Annotated in this window: 18 protein-coding genes; all 18 read right to left on the reverse strand. The window is 39.5% G+C overall.

Going from position 1 to position 16,303, the window contains the following annotated elements; all coding sequences use genetic code 11:
- Nucleotides 1-11: 11 nt before the first annotated feature.
- Complete coding sequence (locus SB49_RS11745) at nt 12-1,028, reverse strand: sugar phosphate nucleotidyltransferase (protein WP_062056817.1); 1,017 nt, start codon at nt 1,026-1,028, stop codon at nt 12-14.
- 95 nt (nt 1,029-1,123) lie between these two features.
- Nucleotides 1,124-1,558: a dUTP diphosphatase gene (gene dut, locus SB49_RS11750; RefSeq protein WP_062056819.1), complete on the reverse strand. Its 435-nt coding sequence runs from the start codon at nt 1,556-1,558 to the stop codon at nt 1,124-1,126.
- Nucleotides 1,555-3,018, reverse strand: coding sequence for a lipopolysaccharide biosynthesis protein (locus tag SB49_RS11755; protein ID WP_062056821.1), 1,464 nt, complete (start codon nt 3,016-3,018; stop codon nt 1,555-1,557). The genes dut and SB49_RS11755 overlap by 4 nt, the downstream gene beginning before the upstream one ends.
- Nucleotides 3,019-3,069: 51 nt before the next feature.
- Nucleotides 3,070-3,585, reverse strand: coding sequence for a hypothetical protein (locus SB49_RS11760; RefSeq protein WP_062056823.1), 516 nt, complete (start codon nt 3,583-3,585; stop codon nt 3,070-3,072).
- Nucleotides 3,586-3,736: 151 nt separating this feature from the next.
- A complete protein-coding gene (gene atpG / locus SB49_RS11765; RefSeq protein ID WP_062056825.1) occupies nt 3,737-4,597 on the reverse strand; it encodes an ATP synthase F1 subunit gamma in 861 nt (286 codons plus the stop codon).
- 121 nt (nt 4,598-4,718) lie between these two features.
- The gene (gene atpA / locus SB49_RS11770; protein ID WP_062056827.1) at nt 4,719-6,299 is read right to left on the reverse strand and encodes a F0F1 ATP synthase subunit alpha; all 1,581 of its coding nucleotides are present in this window, start codon (nt 6,297-6,299) and stop codon (nt 4,719-4,721) included.
- Between the two features lie 50 nt (nt 6,300-6,349).
- Nucleotides 6,350-6,889 carry an ATP synthase F1 subunit delta gene (atpH, locus tag SB49_RS11775; protein WP_062056828.1) on the reverse strand — a complete coding sequence of 180 codons (540 nt, stop codon included), beginning with the start codon at nt 6,887-6,889 and terminating at the stop codon, nt 6,350-6,352.
- 9 nt (nt 6,890-6,898) lie between these two features.
- Nucleotides 6,899-7,399 (reverse strand): F0F1 ATP synthase subunit B, encoded by a 501-nt coding sequence (locus tag SB49_RS11780; RefSeq protein ID WP_062056830.1) that lies wholly within the window; start codon nt 7,397-7,399, stop codon nt 6,899-6,901.
- Between the two features lie 95 nt (nt 7,400-7,494).
- A complete protein-coding gene (gene atpE, locus SB49_RS11785) occupies nt 7,495-7,683 on the reverse strand; it encodes an ATP synthase F0 subunit C (protein ID WP_062056832.1) in 189 nt (62 codons plus the stop codon).
- A gap of 59 nt (nt 7,684-7,742) precedes the next feature.
- Complete coding sequence (atpB, locus tag SB49_RS11790; protein ID WP_062056834.1) at nt 7,743-8,897, reverse strand: F0F1 ATP synthase subunit A; 1,155 nt, start codon at nt 8,895-8,897, stop codon at nt 7,743-7,745.
- Between the two features lie 80 nt (nt 8,898-8,977).
- Nucleotides 8,978-9,379, reverse strand: coding sequence for a DUF6168 family protein (locus tag SB49_RS16285; protein ID WP_442983567.1), 402 nt, complete (start codon nt 9,377-9,379; stop codon nt 8,978-8,980).
- Nucleotides 9,380-9,384: 5 nt separating this feature from the next.
- Complete coding sequence (locus SB49_RS11800) at nt 9,385-9,612, reverse strand: AtpZ/AtpI family protein (RefSeq protein WP_062056838.1); 228 nt, start codon at nt 9,610-9,612, stop codon at nt 9,385-9,387.
- On the reverse strand, nt 9,590-10,009 hold the full coding sequence (locus SB49_RS11805; protein ID WP_062056840.1) for a bactofilin family protein: 420 nt from the start codon (nt 10,007-10,009) through the stop codon (nt 9,590-9,592). The genes SB49_RS11800 and SB49_RS11805 overlap by 23 nt, the downstream gene beginning before the upstream one ends.
- 4 nt (nt 10,010-10,013) lie before the next feature.
- On the reverse strand, nt 10,014-12,572 hold the full coding sequence (gene porW / locus SB49_RS11810; RefSeq protein WP_062056842.1) for a type IX secretion system periplasmic lipoprotein PorW/SprE: 2,559 nt from the start codon (nt 12,570-12,572) through the stop codon (nt 10,014-10,016).
- 143 nt (nt 12,573-12,715) lie between these two features.
- On the reverse strand, nt 12,716-13,411 hold the full coding sequence (locus SB49_RS11815) for an ABC transporter ATP-binding protein (RefSeq protein ID WP_062056844.1): 696 nt from the start codon (nt 13,409-13,411) through the stop codon (nt 12,716-12,718).
- A 29-nt stretch (nt 13,412-13,440) separates the two neighbouring features.
- Entirely contained in the window at nt 13,441-14,913 is a 1,473-nt protein-coding gene (locus SB49_RS11820; protein ID WP_062056846.1) for a DUF5687 family protein, read from the reverse strand.
- A gap of 58 nt (nt 14,914-14,971) precedes the next feature.
- Nucleotides 14,972-15,664: a hypothetical protein gene (locus SB49_RS11825; RefSeq protein ID WP_062056848.1), complete on the reverse strand. Its 693-nt coding sequence runs from the start codon at nt 15,662-15,664 to the stop codon at nt 14,972-14,974.
- Nucleotides 15,661-16,299 (reverse strand): hypothetical protein, encoded by a 639-nt coding sequence (locus SB49_RS11830; RefSeq protein ID WP_062056850.1) that lies wholly within the window; start codon nt 16,297-16,299, stop codon nt 15,661-15,663. Before SB49_RS11830 ends, SB49_RS11825 begins: the two co-directional genes overlap by 4 nt.
- Between the last annotated feature and the right edge of the window lie 4 nt (nt 16,300-16,303).

Consider the following 16,303-nt stretch of genomic DNA (forward strand, 5'->3'; position numbering starts at 1 on the left):
TTGAGAAATCTCTATTCCATTACGGAATAATCTCCAATACTAATGGTCTCAAAATTTCCATTGAAGATTACATGATTGCCCACCATGGCATTGTCCAAGTTGGCATTGCTAATCTTATTCCTGTTTTGTATCAGACTGTTCTTTATGGTAGAGTTTTCAATTACCGTATGATCTCCAACAGACACATAAGGGCCCACAGTGGTATTTTTCAAGACTACATGTTCCCCGATAAAACAAGGCTCTATGATTTGGGCATTCTCTAAGGTGACCGTATCAGACACCAATTTTTCCCCATCCTTTTCCAAAAAGCCCAACATTCGTCTGTTGGTTTCCACGGTAACATTTTTATTACCACAATCCATCCACTCTTCTACCTTACCTGGAGCAAATTTCATGCCCTTTTCCATCATGCGTTTGATACCATCATTGATCTGATATTCCCCTCCGTGCACAATATTATTATCCAGCACATATTGAAGCTCCTTTTTAAGGACGGCAACATCCTTAAAATAATAGATCCCTATCACTGCCAAATCAGAAACAAATGTCGCCGGCTTTTCTACCAGCTCCAAAATATTCCCGTTTTCATTTAATTTTACTACTCCATAGGCTTCAGGTTGATCTACCTGTTTTACCCAAATAACACTGTCGGCAGATTTGTCCAGATCAAAGTCGGCTCTGATCAACGTATCTGCATAGGCAATTACCGCTGGACCACTCAGGGATTCCTTGGCCGCCATTATAGCATGCCCTGTACCGAGGGGTTGATCTTGTCTATAAATAGAAGCTTTTGCGCCAAGACTTTGGGCCAATTCCTTCAAACTCTCCACAACATCCTCTCCAAAAAATGCTGGATCACCCAAAATAAAGGCAACCTCCTCTATCTCCTCTCCAAGCACCTTGGCGATGTCACTCACCAAACGGTGTACAATAGGTTTACCGGCCACGGGTATCAAAGGTTTGGGCACGGTTAAGGTATGTGGTCTTAAACGGGATCCCCTGCCCGCCATTGGTACAATGATCTTCATAGTCTAACTTTGTTTATCGATATTCCCAAACTGGGAATTATGTTCTTCATTAATGTTGGATTTAAGGCCTAGCCAGCACATAAATCTATTTAATACTATTTTACCCCGGTGCTGCCAAAGCCTCCCTCGCCTCTTGCGGTTTCTGACAATTTCTCCACTTCGGTCCATTCTGCCCGTTCATGTTTTGCGACCACCAACTGTGCGATTCGCTCTCCGTTCTCCACGGTGAAAGGTATGTTGGACAAGTTTACCAAAATAACGCCTATTTCTCCCCTATAGTCTGCATCCACTGTCCCAGGGGCATTTAATACCGTTACCCCTTTCTTGGCAGCCAACCCACTTCTGGGCCTAACCTGGGCTTCACACCCTATGGGCAATTCAATAAATAGACCAGTTGGTATGATAGCACGTTCCAATGGCTTAAGAGTTATAGATTCAGTGATATTGGCGCGCAAATCCATCCCGGCAGAAGCCAACGTCTCATAATGAGGCAAAGGATGGTTGGAACTATTGATTATCTTGATATTCATTTTTTTAGAAATATTTTTTTAAGTTGTTCTTTCTCCAATTTCATGACCATAGCAAGGAACAGCAACAAAAGTACAATTCCTACGAACAGATTTCTATCAAAAAGATAAAATGACAGGACAGAAAAAGTAGTGGATATTAGCAAATAGAATACAATTTTACGGAAATTATAAGGGATGGGATAATACATTTTGCCAAAATAGAAGGACATGACCATCATGGTGCCATAGGCAACAAGGGTAGCCACAGCTGAGGCCTTATAACCAAAATAGGGGATAAACACATAATTGATAACAATGGTCAGGATCGCGCCCACAATAGAAATATAGGCGCCTATTTTAGTGCGGTCCGTGACCTTGTACCAAACGGATAGATTGTGATAGATACCCAAACAAAAACTGGCCAATAGAATAATGGGCACTACAGACATGGCCTCCCAATAATCCGGATTGGGTACGATAATCAGTTTGAGGACATCTGCAAAGACCACCACAGAGAGTAAAATGACACTTCCCAAAATCACAAAATAATTGGTAATCTGTGCATAGGCCTTTTGTGGGTTTTCACTTTTGGAATGACTAAAAAAGAAAGGCTCTATGCCCATCCTAAAAGCGGTTGCAAATAGCGTCATAAATAAGGTGAGCTTATAACAAGCCGAATATTTCCCAATCTCACTCTCGGCAATATCATCTGGCAAAAGCCAATCCAACAAAATTCGATCGAACACCTCATTGATCGTAAAGGCAATACCGGCAATCAATACTGGAGCCGCATATTTTATCATACTGCTCCATATTACCCGATCGAAGACGTAAGGCCTCCTAAGATACAAGCGCAACATCAAAAGCAGGGTTGTAGCGCTTGCCATAAGCATGGAAATGAATATGTAGGAGATTTCAAAGTTAGGCCTGTAAAGACCGCCTAAAAACGAATCTGGGCTCTTTTCAGCTATTATAGGAAGTGCGATAAGGAAAAAGCAATTCAAACCGAGGTTGATCACCACATTGGTGATTTTCACCAAGGCATATCGCATCGGCTTCTCGTTTGCCCTTAACCAAGAAAACGGAATGATCACCAAGGCATCCAATACTAGGATCCAAATGGCGTAGGTAATAAATTGTGGTTCTATATCACTGAAGGATGAAACGGCTCCCTTAAATATAAAAGCAAGGAGCATAAATAGTAAGGACGATCCCCCTATGGATAACAATGATGTGGTAACAACTGTTTTTTTGTTGAGCCCGGCGTCGTGATAAAAACGAAAAAAGGCCGTTTCCATGCCGTAGGCAAGTAGCACATTAAAAATGGCAAACCAAGCAAAAATTATTGAAACTTCGCCATATCCATCTGTCGCCAGAACTGTAACATACAAGGGTGTTAAAAGAAACGATAGCATTCTGGGCAATACCGTAGCCAAACCATAAATAAAGGTCTGTTTAAAAAGTTTTTTTAACGGATTCAAATGTGCTAAAGTTAGGGTTTAAAAGTAGTTATTAAAACCCTCAATACAAAGTTAGTTCTTTGGTTTCGTTGAATAAATGAGAGGCGCCTTCTCCTTCATCCCAGAAATTTTTACATATTTTACCCGATTCTTGATCATATAACTAAGCACAGCTTCCTGTGGTTCCAAATCAAAAGGCAAATCCTTTGTGTATCCCTTCTGCATTGATGGGGGCTGGTTGCCCACTTCTTTTCTAGGATCGGCATGCATTATAATATCAGGCTTTTGGGGAGCCAGGGTGAAATTTCCCTTCACCATTAAACCGTGTCCATGGGATTCAGTGGTAACCTGCACTACCTGTCCATGATAGAACATTTCTTGGAATCTCACATCTTTTGTAATGTTCAAAACAGAAACCGAAACCAAATATCCCGTTCCACTTTCTTCTTTTCCACCCATCCACTCTTGTACGGTAGCCGTACCGATCTCAAAAGGAACCTCGGTCTGCAGTTTCTTTTGGGAAGAACAGGAGGTGAGACCAATACTCAGTATTAATACGTTTAAAATGTGGGTATAGATAGATTTCATAATACAGTTTTCAAGTGTTTAATAGTATTAAACCAAAAGTAATGCCAAGATTCAATATATAGTCTTCTGCGCTAACGAGCATAAAAAAACCCCACTTGATAAGTGGGGTCTATATTGCAATAATCCTCTTAGAAGGGACTAGATTTAATCTTTAGTTGTTCAAAGCCTCAGCCCCACCAACAATCTCTAGGATCTCATTGGTAATGGCCGCTTGTCTCGCCTTGTTGTACGTTAGTTTCAATTGGTCTCTCAATTCAGTGGCATTATCGGTAGCCTTGTGCATAGCTGTCATACGGGCACCGTGCTCGCTGGCAAAAGAATCACGTATTCCTTTGTACAGTTGCGTTTTTAGCGACTTAGGAATTAGCTCCTCAACGATCTCCAATTTTGAAGGCTCAAAAATATAATCTGCATTATTAGGCGCCTCCCCTTCTACAGGTATAATTGGAAGAAACTGCTCCGTCATCACGATCTGTGTGGCAGCGTTCTTAAATTTGTTGTAAACAATATCGATCTTATCATAAGACCCATCGACAAAAAGCTTCATTAGATCTTCGGCAATTACAGCCACATTGTCAAAATTTAGATCGTCATAAACCTTACTATGGTTTGAAACGACTTTAAATTTCTTGGCAAGGATATCATTTGCCTTTTTACCAATTGCCATAAACTCTACCTGTTTCCCAGCATAGGTTTCTTTGGCCAAAAGCGTACTTTTCTTGATAATGTTGGTGTTGAAAGCTCCACAAAGCCCCCTATTGGAGGTAATGGCCACAATCAATACCTTATTCACCTCACGGTTCTCAGAAAATTTACTACCAGAATCAGCATCCAAGCTTGCACTTAGACTTTGTAATAGCTCAGTCAACTTATCCGAATAAGGCCTCATTGCCGTGATGGCATCCTGGGCCTTCTTCAATTTTGCAGCAGAAACCATTTTCATGGCGCTGGTGATCTGCATCGTTGAGGAAACGGAACCTATTCTATTACGTATTTCTTTTAAGTTTGCCATTTGTATTTTAGTGTTGAGCAAAGAGGTTTAAGCCTGTCTTAAAAATCCTTACTTATCTAAATGTTTGACCTCATGGAATATAAAGTTGGGCAATTCTCATCACCCAACTTCAATTCTTATATTATTTTACGTATTTAGCAGAAAGATCTTTGGAAACAACGGTCAAAGTATCAACAACCTCATCTGTCAATTTCCCTGCTTTTAATAAATCCAATACATCTCTATGCTTAGCATTCAAGAAATCGATATAATCCCTTTCAAATTCTTTTACCTTTTCTACAGGAACATTTCTCAACAAGTTTTTTGAACCTGCGTAAATGATAGCTACCTGATCTTCTACAGTAAAAGGATCATTTTGGGCTTGTTTCAATATCTCAACGTTTCTACGTCCTTTTTCAATTACGTTCAATGTTGCGGCATCCAGATCCGAACCAAATTTAGCAAACGCTTCCAATTCACGGAATTGTGCCTGATCCAGTTTCAAGGTACCTGCTACCTTTTTCATTGACTTTATCTGTGCGTTACCTCCAACACGTGATACAGAAATACCCACGTTAATTGCCGGACGAACCCCTTGGTTGAACAAATCTTGCTCCAAGAATATCTGTCCATCTGTAATAGAAATTACGTTGGTAGGGATATAAGCGGAAACGTCACCTGCTTGTGTTTCAATGATTGGTAATGCAGTTAATGATCCACCACCTTTAACCATTGGTTTTAAGACCTCAGGAAGATCATTCATCTCACTGGCAATCTTGTCATCAGCAATAACTTTTGCAGCACGCTCCAATAATCTGGAGTGAAGGTAGAATACATCCCCAGGATATGCCTCACGTCCCGGTGGGCGTCTCAACAATAGGGAAATCTCACGGTAAGCCACAGCCTGTTTTGACAAATCATCATAGATAATCAAAGCTGGACGACCGGTATCTCTAAAGTACTCTCCAATTGCAGCTCCTGCAAATGGCGCATACACCTGCATAGGAGCAGGATCTGATGCGTTTGCAGCAACAATAGTGGTATAGGCCAAAGCCCCTTTATCCTCTAGTGTTTTTGCGATGTTTGCAACTGTTGAAGCCTTTTGGCCAATAGCTACATATATACAATATACAGGCTCCCCTGCATCGTAAAATTCTTTTTGGTTTAGAATGGTATCAATACAAACCGTAGTCTTTCCAGTCTGACGGTCACCAATAACCAATTCACGCTGACCTCTACCTACTGGAATCATGGCATCGATTGCCTTGATCCCTGTTTGTAACGGCTCGTTTACCGGCTGACGGAAAATTACCCCTGGTGCCTTACGCTCCAATGGCATTTTATAAGTTTCGCCAGCAATTGGTCCCTTCCCATCAATAGGAGCACCTAAGGTGTTTACTACACGACCAACAATACCTTCACCCACATTGATAGAGGCAATTGTTTGCGTACGTTTAACAACAGATCCTTCTTTAATGTCTCTGGATGGACTTAACAAAACCACACCAACATTGTCTTCTTCCAAGTTAAGAACGATTCCTTGAAGGCCTCCTTCAAACTCTACCAATTCTCCGTATTGGACATTGGAAAGACCGTAAACCCTTGCGATACCATCACCAATCTGTAATACGGTACCTACTTCATCCAATGAAGCTGAGGCTTCGAATCCTGATAACTGTTTTTTCAATATTGCTGATACTTCAGCGGCTTTTACTCCTGCCATGTTATTAGATATAAGACGCAAGACATTTAATTGCCTTGACCATTTTAATATTATAAACTATTTGTAAACTCTCTCTTTAAATTGCTCAGTTTGGTTGCAATACTTGAATCGAATTGCATATCTCCCATTCGAAGCACAAAACCACCTATGATGCTTTCATCCACGAAATTTTGAACAACAACTTTATTTGGTGTCAATCCTGAGATCTTCCCCAATATCTTCTTCTCCAAATCAGCGCTTAAAGGCACTGCAGTGGTTACAAAAGCAACCCCTTCACCTTTCAACTGTTCGTTTAGAATGATGTACTTTTCTGCAACATCGTTCAAAAGGCCTATACGCTTGTTAGACACAAGGATATCTATCAACCCTGTGGTGATAGCATTACTACCCTTGAAAATTTCTAAAAGAACGCTCTTTTTAGCCTCACTATTCACCACAGGACTTGCCATCATTTGATGCAATTCTTTACTGTCGCGAAGTGTGTGCAATACAGAACGCATATCTTTTTCTACGGCGTCAGTGGCTTTATTGTCCACTGCCAAGTCCAAAATAGCTTTGGCGTAACGTATCGCTGCTCTAGATTCGTTCATATCCTTTAATTAGTTAAGCTTAATATCACCAACCATATCCTCAACAAGTTGTAATTGCTTGTTATCGTTGGACAATTGACCTTTGATCACTTTTTCTGCTATCTCAACAGAAAGAGTAGCTACTTGATTCTTTATATCGGCAACTGCCGCTTTCTTTTCGCTTTCAATGGCCGCTTGTGCCTGTTTGATCATTTTATCACCTTCCGCTTGGGCCAATTCCCTCGCATCAGCAACAATTTTCTCTTTCATCTCACGAGCTTCTTTGATCATGGATTCACGCTCTACACGTGCTTCTTTCAAAAGTCGTTCGCTATCTGCAGTTACGTTCTGCATTTCTTTTTTTGCGGCTTCAGCAGCAGCAAGTGCATCAGAAATACCTTCTTCTCTTTCATTTAAAGAATTAAGAATAGGCTTCCATGCAAATTTTACCATTAGAAAAATCAATCCCAACAATAAGATTGTCTGAACGATAAATAATCCCGGTGAAAAATCGTTTAATAAAGTATCCATTATCCTGAAAAATTAAATTTTCTTTTTTGTTTAATTTTGAAAACATGTTCTGCAACCAACCGTTGCAGAAACATGTTTTACTGTTTTTGTTCGAATTATTTTCCTAAGAATAATGCTCCGAATGCCAAACCTTCCAAAAGTGCGGCAATAATAATCATTGCTGTTTGAATCTTGTTAGTTGCCTCTGGCTGACGAGCAATACCTTCCATTGCTTTTCCACCGATTTGACCTAATCCAATTCCTGCTCCGATTACGATTAAACCTGCTCCAATTAAATTGTACATAGTAATTGATTTATATTAAATTAAACAAACTCTTATTAAATGAAATTCTCTCTGACATCTTAAGCATCTGGAATTTCGTGACCGTGATCTTCATGTGCATGATCATGATCGTGTTCTGCTACCGCCATACCTATAAACAAGGCGGAAAGCATAGTGAAAATATAGGCCTGTAAAAACGCTACCAATACTTCTATCAATGTTATAAAAAATGATAACACCAAAGAAAGTCCTGTTGCACCTACAACCCCTAAACTATTTTTCAGGGTAAACATAATCGCTATCAAACTCATTACCACGATATGGCCCGCTGATATATTCGCAAAAAGTCGAACCAACAGTGAAAAAGGCTTGATCAAAAATGCCCCTGCCAATTCAATAATAGCCAATACTGGTCTAATTAGAACAGGAACACCAGGCATCCATAAAATATGTTGCCAGTAATCCTTGTTACCGCTAACTGTATAAATGATTAAAGTAAAGATGGCTAGCGCAGCTGTTACGGCTAGCTGACCGGTTACATTAAATCCAAATGGGGTTAAGCCCAAAAGGTTCAATATCCAAATGAAGAAAAATACGGTCAAGAGATATCCTGTAAATTTCCTGTATTTTTTTTCACCAATGTTTGGCCTTGCAATCTCATCCCTAACATAGATCACCAAGGGCTCCAAAACACGACCAAGTCCGGTAGGAATGTTTTTGTTCTTGTACTGTCTCGCCAGGGCAGAAAAACCTAAAAGCATCAACAATCCAACGAGCAATATTCCTACAACACTTTTTGTGATCGACAAGTCCAGCACCTTTGCTCCATTTTCTATATGGTGCTCCTCATCAAATTCGGCTGCCTCAGCACTTGCTGGCAACTCATATATTTTACTGTGAACTTTTGCAAATTTAAGTCCGTTTCTTTCTACAAGGACTTCCCCATTATCATCGTGGTGAAACTCCGATGACATAAATGTCACCAAACCATTGCTAGACCATACGATTACCGGAAGCGGAAACCCAACATGTTTACGCGCCCCTTCACTATTCGTATATGAAAACAAATGAAAGTCGTGAGCATCTTTGATGTGGTGTAAGATGTATTCTGAAACCTCCTCTTCCCCATTGACTTCCCCTTCTTGGGCAGGCTCAGAAGTAGAGTAACCATTAAAAGTGGTTAAAAAAATGAATAATAAGGCAATATTGCTAAAGTATTTGGATACTATCTTCATTATGAAATTTTCAAAAATTTGGCTCCCTTAAAATTTGCGCAAAGGTAGTTATTAAAAATAATAATCAAACTTTTTTCAAATTATTTATTCTCGTATTCGGCCTTACCCAATATTTTAGCGATTATAATCACCTCAAAAAGGAGAAATATGAACACTGGGGCCAATAGTGAAATCTTATTTGTTAGGGAGTTAGCCTCATTGTTAAACAATAATCCGTTAAAAATAATTGCGAAGAGCAACAGCTTTAAAAGGAAGGTTCCCAAATAAATAAAGCCAAGCTGGGAAGCGAACTTTTCGTAAGAGGATAATATCTGAAAGGAAGCACAAATTATCAGCGAAAAAATGCCGTGAAAAAGATATATCTGGAACAGCGGAAGTTGAATCAAAATTTCATTTGACTCTAAAATGAAACGATGGGTGTAAAATCCGCTACAAAATAAAAACCCAAAAAGGAGGACTTGGAAGAGAACCTTTTTTAACAATTTTTCTATTTATTAAGGTTGTTAACTTGGCGAATCATGGAATACATGGATAAAAAAATTGCCGCTAACGTAATTGAAATTTCTAAATATGTGGTCTCAAACTTTCCGTCCAACCAGGAGCCCAAAAGATTTCCTAAATATATGGTCAGGCCCATTTGAATGCCAACACCGGATAGTTTTGCTGCATTCTGAAGGCCTGTATTCTTTTTCTTAGGAGGCTTTGGCTGATCCATTGGCTGTGGTGGTCTTGTTTATCGCCGCAGCACTACCTTTCCCTTTCATGGTACAGGCGGCATTGAAAGTAGCTCCTGGCTCAACTGCCAGTTTAGATACCACAACGGTCCCTTCTATGACAGCTGATGCCTTTAGGGTCAGTAGGTCATCCACCAAAAGCTCTCCATTGAAATTCCCCTCTATATCGGCATTGACGCATTCCACTTTCCCGTGGATATACCCATCCTTGCCAATTACTACTTTACCAGAGGTTTTAACGTTGCCGTCCAGTTTCCCGTCTATTCTAAAATCGGCTTCAGAGACGATATCGCCTTTGATCTTTGTATTTTTTTCAATTCGGTTGGGCTGTCCGCCGACTTCCGTTACTACACGGGTCTTTTTGTTGTCTGAAAACATCGTTCTAGGGTTTTGGGGTTAATTTCAATTTTTTATATTCCTCCAGGTTTTTGTGCACCTGAATGATTTTATAATTGTGGGATAAAATTACAAAATTCTGATTAGCAATTCGGTACTCCTTATTGTTTTTGAGAAGCTCGGCATAGCCAAGTGCAAAATCCTTGGATCTGAAACCATGGACGATCACAAACTGATCTTCCAAATTATAGATATCCTTGGAAACTACATTTCGGTACTTTAGATCTTCGATGGATTTCTCTAATTTCTCCTTGAGCTGAAGGGCCTTCTCGTTGTCTCGAATCTTAAAAGGAAATACCAGTTTCCAATTTCCTGTACCAACAGTTTCTGTTTCTTGCGAAAATTCTTTGGGCTCCAATTTTGGCAGCTGTTCTTCCACCATGGCCTGTGCCTTCTTCCCCTCGGGATTATTGGGGTAATTAAGGGCCACATAGTTCAAGGCCTCCTTAAATGCCTCAAAACCTTCAATCCTTCCTATGGCATTTGCCTTTAGGATTTCAAATTTCGGAACAATTTCATCCCCTGTATATCTGTTTATATTTTCTTCCGCTCCAGCTATAACCTGTAAGTAATTTTGGTTTTCGTACTGTCTGTACAAAGCCATATACCGTGCATCGGGACTATCCGAAGCATCAGCCAAAACAGCTTCGGGATTTAACAATATGACAGCATAGCGAGAATCTGCATGGTTTTCAATAATATCCTGCTTCATGCCATTGGCCAAAGGGCTTCCTGTTTCCTGGTAGATTTTATACAGATTATATTTGGATGGAAGGACCAAACGCTCCTCTGGATTAGACTTTAAGACATCATTGAACTTATTGGCTGCCAATAGGTTTTCTTTAAACTTCTCTTTGTAGATGACCCCTAATTGGTAATTGGCAAAATTTCTTTCGGTCACCAGGCTATCTATAACTTTAGGATTAGTGGGAATCTGGCCCATATAATATTCCGTAGAATATTTTTGCTCCCCGGTGATTTCTGGTGCCTCCACAGTCCCGGCATCTACTAGGTCCGCATTGGTCTGCCCGGTCTGTTGTGCGATATTTTTACTGGACCATCTCCAGTTGTCTTCCAGCTCGCGATCTCCCCATTTATTTTTGAAGTCGGCCTTGCCGTAACCCAAACTGGTGATATTGTAGAAATAAAATTTTCCTTTGTTCTCTTTGCCCCCTTTGGAATCTACAAAGGCCGCAAAGCCAGCCGTGATCTTTTCCTTTTCATTCTTAATGTCCGCTTCCTCTTTGGCCTTCAGGTCAGCTATATACCCTTCAAAATAAGCCAGTTGTTTCTCTTTTGGCATCTTATAAATGGTAATGACACTATCTGCATATTGCACTACATCCTCGTAAGCAATAACATCTTCCAGATTGTCCAGCTTCTTTTTTATGGAGCGATATTTCTTGGAATCTACAACTAGGTTGGTCAGGGTACTGTCATAGTAGGCTCCTGAGGCCTTATACGCGTTTTTGTCAAAATTATATTCTGCCAGATTTTCGTAGTTCAAGGCATTCAAGCGAGGTTCGTTCCTAGTGGCCTTTATGGATTTATTAAAATAGGCCAAGGCCAAACTGTCCGATTGGTTTTCCAGGTGATACTCCGCTATTTGACGGTATATTTTGTCCAAAAAGGGCCTGTTCTCCCTATTTTCTTCAAGTTCCGTTAGATATTCGAACAAGATCTGTTTGTTCTTAGGCGTGACTTCGGTGTTTTTTATTTTTTGAAGATGGGCATTGATCATATATACCCTGGGCGATTTTCTGTTCAGTGCAATTACCTTATCAAAAGCATAATTGGCACTGTCCCTGTATCCCAATTGATTGTAAAGTTGGCCAACGATAAAATAGTACCTGCCTTTTTCCTGGTTTTTCTTGGTGTAGGCAGAAGCAATTTTCAATTGTTGAATGGCGGTATCAGGAGCCTTTAGATTGATATAAGCCTGCGCCATCATGGCCCTGGCATCAGCATATTCCTGATCTTTTAACCGTTCGTATTTTAAAAGTCGTTTTAAATTTTTAAGGGCGAGATCATCGTTTTCCAGCCGGATATGCACCTTCTCCCTCCAGATGGTAGCTTCATTGAGCTTATCGCTCTCGGTGTACTTGTTCAGGATGTAATTGAAAGCTTCTAGGGCAGGGATATACCGCTGGTCGAAATATCTCGATTTACCAAGAAGAAGAAAAGCCTCGTCCGTTTCCGGATTGCGCTCCTCATCTTTGATATCCATGCTGTGTTTTTGAATTGCTTTTGACGCCTTTTCCTCGGCCAGCAAAAAGTTAGGATTATTGTCTTCGGAATCTAGTTTTATGTCATCGGTTACCTTTAAACGTTCCACTGGCAGCACTTCCCAATAATTATCCTGATACGTTGAATTGAGCTCTTCCCTGCCTTCTTCAAAGGCAATGTTCCCATTGTACAGGACATTGTACTTGGTGTTTAGGGCATGCCAATTGCGATTGATAAAGGCATCCTTTTTAGTGGAACATGCGTTAAATAGCAGTCCACCAAAGGCAACACCCAATATAAGTTTAAAACGAAGCTTCAAAATAAGTGGTATTCGTACGTATCCTAAACTAAAAAATAACCCGTTTATTATACCGTTGGTCGGTAAAAATACCTTTATTTTTAAATAGAGGAAAATACCTCACAACTAAATCACCTTTACGCCTCCGATTCTAAGTTTGGTGCCTACCCCGCGAAGAAGGTTTCCAACTCCTTTAAAGTTTCCGTGGAGGTTTTAATATCGTTGACGATTTCCCCTTTGTGAAGTACTACGATACGTTCTGCAACTTCGGTAACATGAATAAGATCATGACTAGATATCAAAACGGTAACGTCTCTATTTGCAGTCAGTTCTTTAATGATTCCTTTTAGGCGGATCTGTGTGGTAGGATCCAAGTTGGCAAAAGGTTCGTCCAAGATGATGACTTCTGGATTGCCGATAAATGTGGCCACAATACCTACCTTTTTTTGGTTCCCTTTGCTCAAATCTCTTAGGTACTTCTTTTGACCCAATATTTCTCCATGGAAAAAGTCCTCGAACCCGGTTAAAAGGGCATTGACATCGGCTTTGTTCTGCCCTCTCAATTCCCCAATGAAATAAAAGTATTCTTCTGGGGTCAGATACCCAATTAAAAAGGTTTCGTCGATAAATGCGGAGGTAAAGGGCTTCCATGCTTCGCTCTTATCCACCTGAACCTCGTGATTTACAATCTGACCTGTTGTGGGTTGTATGAGGTCCAATAACAAGCTGAAAAGGGTAGTTTTCCCTGCTCCGTTATTTCCTACAAGGCCAAAACTCTGGCCTTTAGAGATTTCTAAATGTGGTATATTCAAAACGGTAGCTGAACCGTATGTTTTTGTAAGTTGTTGTACTGTTATCATAGTATAATTTTGATTAAAATAAAGATGGGTTAGTTGGTTTGTTTGTAGGCCAAAAGGGTCTTGTATTTTTCCTTTTTATAGATACCCTCTATCATTTTAAACACAGGGTTTTTAAAGGCATATCCCAAAATCCCGGCTAGGGCTACAAAAATATAGCCAGCCGTAGGGTTGATCGTATAATGGCCCAAAGCATAAAATCCCAAAGGCAACAATAATTTAGGCAGCGTCAACAAGAGTGTTTTGGCATTGAACGCCTGTTTGTCCCCAAAAGCTTTTTTGTTGGAGGTGAGATCAATGGGCGTTTTTATATAGGCCCCACCCCAAAGTACCAGATAAGAATTTACGCCAATGTTGTATACGGCCCCTACCAAAACCGCTAGGTAGGCATCTAAGCCAAAATAGAGGTAAAAGGATGCTATAACCGTGCTTATAAGCGTCGCAATGACTATAAGATACCATTTAGAATCTAGGTATTCACGATATTGTATGTTTTGGCTCATCATCAGGGGATAATAGGAACTGTCCCAACTGGGTACAAACTGCCCAAAACTAAATAGGAAGCCCCCTGAAATAAAAATTCCTGCAAAAATCTTCCAAACTGGGTTTTCATACATCTCTAAAGATCCCGTAAAGAAAAGGAAGCCGTAAAAAATAAAGAAAAAGCTCATGATCACCGAGGTTCTTGAACGCTTGTTGCGCTTGATCAGTTTGATATCGTTTTTCAAAAATGTCCCTAAATTTCCGAAACGGTTCAGCCAGTTCAGATCCTCGGTCTTGGCTTCGGCCTGTTTAATGGCCAGACCTGCATCCAAGTACATATGTTTTTTAAAATAAGTGTAGGCCGCCATATAAAGACCTATTAACAATGCCCAAGGAAGAAGGGCCATCCACGGCAGGTTGTACAGGGCATCAAAAAAGGGAGCGGTAAAAACCGTTATGTCAAAAAGGTTAAAATACTGGCATCCTCCCAAAACTGCCAAAATAGTGGCTGCTGGATAGAAAACGCTATCCTTATTGTTGGCTAAAATATTGATGAAGTTATTACTGTAAATGAGGGCCAACATTCCCAAATGCCAACCGATAACCCCAATAGGATTATACCCTTCGATCAAAAGCACAATGGAAAAAGGTATAAAGAAAAAAGCATGCGCTATATTGAAAAAGGAAACCACTGCCTTTCCCAAGGAATAATTTACCACTTGTTGTTTTTTAAAAGGCAGATACAACAAAGGTTTTATATTGATAATGGGCATTTTTTGCATCATATACCTGATAAAAAGATCCATCCCCAAATAGTAGATCATATATTTGTTTACGATAACCAACGGATCTCCTATTTCTGCTTTTTCGATGATATAAAATACTCCTACCCCCAAAAATAAAAATATCGCAATAAAGTAGAGGGCTCCAAAGGCCATAAGAATTTTAAAGGCCACATTGGTCTTGAAGGAAGCAGACCTGATGAACGATTTCCATTGGAGGTTGATAAAGTGCTTAAACATAAGGGTTGGTTTGTTTTTCTAGTTGGTTAGTGTTTCTAAGGATAAGAATGTTACAGTTTTAGACCATTTTATATTCTGGATAAGTTTGGGAAAGCAACTCTTCCGCTTTTGGAGGAATAACCATAATCATTACATAAATCAACATGATATAGCAGACAACAAAGAGGGATAAACTTAGTGTATACAAGTCATTAGAAAAAAGTCTAGGTGAAAGAAAAGTCATTTTAAGTGCATAGATTGGAAACAAGCCTAGGTTGAAATACCCCATTTGATTAAAAAGCATCTCCTCCAACATCCATTTCCGTTTTTTTGAATTCATTTTTTTTCGATACCTAAAACTCATAAAAAATAAAATCATCAATGCAATAAGCAAAGTTCCTAGGAAAAAATTATAACCGTCCTCTAAATTCAATAATCCTAAAAGATAAAAATAACCTACAGTTAAACTTAAAATTAAAAGTATTTTCGGTAGTTTAAAATACTCCTTATAGTATCTCCAGATAATGGCCCTGTATTTCTTTTCCATGGCTTTCATACGTTCGCTGATAACATCCTGGAACCCAAATATCCCAAACTTCTTGAATTCCCTATTTAATGCCTCACGAAAGGTAAGGGTAGGGGATTCTTTCCATTGCTGTTCTATCCCGTTGGCCAGGTGATCTACCAACTCCGTTTGCAGGTCATAGTGTTCTACAAAGTGCTTTCTAGTGAAGGTATAGAGTTCCTGTATTTGGTCTTGGGTTAAATTCATACTAAATGTACATTAGTGTAGGCTTCATATTCATTTTTTAATTTCAAGATGGTTCTAACATAAGCAAAGGCCAATACAAGCATAATAGCAACAAAAGCCATATTTAAATTCATATAATCCACAAAGAATTTCTTTTGATAAGATGGATTAAAAAATAATTGTAGTAGCTGAAGGAAAATAACGAGATAAGTGCCAATACGTTCCAACCCAGAAAAGCGTTGTTTTTTACGTTGATAAATCACAAAATAAATAAGAAGTAATCCAAAAATTATAGTCAAAGGCATGAAGCGCAAAGATGTGGTTATATCCAATGAAAGAGCTAGTAATTTCAATAGCAAAAAGGAAGTAATAAAAATAACCAAACTACCACCCTTTATAAGTTGAGCAACCAAAATCCTAAAAACCCTTTTGTCCGTGGTCCACTTAAACTTACTGTTTGATTTTTGAAGTTCCTTTTTATGGCGCACCATATAGCTTTTAAATGCCTCATAGAACGAGGACCCATCTTCTGACATTTTTATTTCAAGTTCAGAGGCCACATGATCTACCATTTCCATGCGCACATCCACGTACTCAATCTCGGAATTTTTGAGATAGGTGTCTATAAAAGCGATTTCTTCTCGGTTTAATTTCATAATC

This window comes from Sediminicola sp. YIK13 (assembly GCF_001430825.1).
Taxonomy (GTDB): domain Bacteria; phylum Bacteroidota; class Bacteroidia; order Flavobacteriales; family Flavobacteriaceae; genus Sediminicola.